Consider the following 2,522-nt stretch of genomic DNA (forward strand, 5'->3'; position numbering starts at 1 on the left):
TAAAAGAAGCGGAACTAAACCCAGGACGCTTCAAGGTGAGCACATAGTCCTTGTAGCGTGCAGGCTCCACACCTCCACGAAGCTTATTAGCTGCTTCCCACAGCAACGAGTAAAGCTCTGTCTTTTTCACTGCCATCCAAAATCCCTCGTAGAAAATAATTTAGTAATCAGTGATGTCTATGCCGGCCTTCATCAACCGCTCATACCGGTCAATCGATATCAACACCGCCATGGGCCTGCCATTCTTCAACACGAAAGCCGCCTCATCTTCCTCGGACAGCTTCGTGATGATCTTCGATGACTGACCACGCAGAAAATCCGACATATTATAAAAATCCATCGTCGTCTTCTCAGGTTCCGCTTCCATTCACGCCTCCCTCACCTAACTGAGCAGGTAGTTAAGTTAGCGACCCTAAAAGTCATTACCATCTTCACTATTCTACGCTAACAAAGAGGACCGTGGAAAGAACAACGCCCCCCTTAGTCGATACCCGCTAACGGAAAACGCAAACCACACCCCCTGAACACCAGCACTCACCTTGAGTGCGGTTAGAGAACCACCTCACAACAGCAAGAAACCGCGCCCTGTAGCGAATGAAATTACTTCAGAATCACGAAACCCCTGCTCAACAAGAGTTCTTGCTCTCACGCCGCACTTATCAAATCCGACGTCTTAGTCTCCATTAAGCCCCAGCTAGAACAGTGTTTCAGCTGGGGTATTTTCCTATCATCACTGACTTCCGGATCGTCCGTGCTATTACCGAGCGTAGGCAGGGAACAGGCTGAGAACGCCGAAGAGATGACTCGGGGCAGAAGTTAGAATGGTTCCTGTGGATAAGGGACAGGAAGAGATTATTGAGCGGCTCCTAGAAAAGAGCAAGGAAGCTTTTGCTCTTGCAGTGGAGCTGTACAACAGGCCAACGTTGAAATACCACGTGGAGACCTGTTCAATTTTTCTCTGCAACGCATGGGAACTAATGCTCAAGGCGTACCTGATCCGAGAGCGGGGAATCGAGTCGATCTATTACTCGGACGAATCTGGAAAGACAATTGCTCTAGCAGACTGTCTCAAGAAGATTTTTACGAATGATAAAGATCCCCTGCGCATCAACATGGCGGAAATCATTCGCTTCCGCAATGTCAATACTCACTTCATCACTGATGAGTATGAGATTTTCATCGGACCGTTCCTGCAAAAGTCTGTCATGAATTATGCAGATAAGCTCCTCGATCTTCATGGTGAATCCGTTAGTGATTTAATACCGGAGAATCACTTGACGTTGGCCGTGCGCCGCGGTGCAATTGACCCTGACGTGATTCGGACGAAGTACGAGCCTCATGTCGCAGAGAAGCTTCTTAAGATGAGGCAGCTAGCCGCCGACGCGGCAGGAACCGGAGAAGGAGGTGCTGCTGCCGTCATCTACGAGACAAACCTGCGCATCGTCAAGAAGGCGAAGGATGCCGACCTTAACGTCTATGTCGACAAAGACGCGGAAGCCGGCGTCACCATCGTTAAAGACATCCGAGATGCTGCTTCCTATTACCCTTACACAGTTGGTAATGCAGTAAAAGAGGTGCGAAACCGGTTAAGGAAGTCGAAAACCACTATTTACTTCCGAGGCGAGGAAAAGTTATTCAACCGGTGGCACTTCAATCTCTTCAATAAGGTATTCCAATTTAGAGAGGATGCCAGGTACGCACACGATCGCAGCACCGCTGGAGAACCCAATTCATCCTGGACATACTCTCAGCGAGCAATCGAGTTTATCGTTGCACAACTCGAAAAAGAGCCAGGGACGTGTATTGATGCTTTGCAGGCCAAGGCGAAAGCAAAGTAAAAACGCCAACCCTCGGAGCAAAGGAATTCTCAGGCCGAAGCCCTACTCCCATTCGGGAACCCAGCTTTATCCTTCTTGGGTTGGCGCTGTACCCGCAAGAATAGTTGGGCGTGAGGCTTTCTACAACACAATTTTTCCCGGTGTGCTCAAAATGGCTTCAAAGCACTAGATAAACACAGCACAAGAATTTCGGGAAGCACCCTCAGTAGTCCAAGCGTCACTAGCCAGCGTCTGTGGCCAAGTGCAGCTTGTTTCTGCTTGCGCCGGTAATAGACTTGGCGGCGCACATGAGCGACGACATCGCCTTCCTCATCGATGATGTCCACGTCGAACCAATGCAAATACTTCTCACCGTTGGCCGTCTTTTCTTCGATGAGCGCGTAAGTCTCCTCGGGGATACGCATATCGGCGGTGACCGTGCCGCGGCCGGGTTTCAGGTACTTAATCTCACCAGCGGCATCCCAGATGCGGTACTCCTTGCCCAGTCGATGCATGGACGCAAGCATGAAGAACGGGTCCGTCATGGCGGAGAGCGTGCCACCGAAGGCAACACCCATGGCGTTCTTGGTCAGCATGTTTGGCCTGTGGCTGACAACGACGCGAGTGCCGTCATCAGCAAATTCTTGGATCTTGATGCCAGCGCCCAAGAATGCTGAGAGCGGCTTGTTGGTAGGGGTGTTGCGG

General features: G+C 50.6%; 3 protein-coding genes. 1 reads left to right on the forward strand and 2 read right to left on the reverse strand.

What is annotated here, in order from left to right:
* Positions 1-160: 160 nt before the first annotated feature.
* A complete protein-coding gene (locus HMPREF3155_RS08600) occupies positions 161-367 on the reverse strand; it encodes a type II toxin-antitoxin system Phd/YefM family antitoxin (RefSeq protein WP_049146082.1) in 207 nt (68 codons plus the stop codon).
* 454 nt (positions 368-821) lie between these two features.
* Between HMPREF3155_RS08600 and HMPREF3155_RS08605 the strand changes: the two genes are divergently transcribed.
* Complete coding sequence (locus tag HMPREF3155_RS08605; RefSeq protein WP_070433096.1) at positions 822-1,838, forward strand: DUF3644 domain-containing protein; 1,017 nt, start codon at positions 822-824, stop codon at positions 1,836-1,838.
* A gap of 146 nt (positions 1,839-1,984) precedes the next feature.
* Here HMPREF3155_RS08605 and HMPREF3155_RS08610 read toward each other — a convergent pair whose 3' ends face one another.
* Positions 1,985-2,485 (reverse strand): PaaI family thioesterase, encoded by a 501-nt coding sequence (locus HMPREF3155_RS08610; protein ID WP_246817717.1) that lies wholly within the window; start codon positions 2,483-2,485, stop codon positions 1,985-1,987.
* Positions 2,486-2,522 lie beyond the last annotated feature (37 nt).

The organism is Corynebacterium sp. HMSC06D04 (assembly GCF_001807315.1).
Lineage (GTDB): Bacteria > Actinomycetota > Actinomycetes > Mycobacteriales > Mycobacteriaceae > Corynebacterium > Corynebacterium simulans.

Bases quoted from the DNA above. Each gene is read 5' to 3' on its own strand.
- HMPREF3155_RS08600 (WP_049146082.1), bottom strand. From the start codon at position 367: ATGGAAGCGGAACCTGAGAAGACGACGATGGATTTTTATAATATGTCG.
- HMPREF3155_RS08605 (WP_070433096.1), top strand. From the start codon at position 822: ATGGTTCCTGTGGATAAGGGACAGGAAGAGATTATTGAGCGGCTCCTA.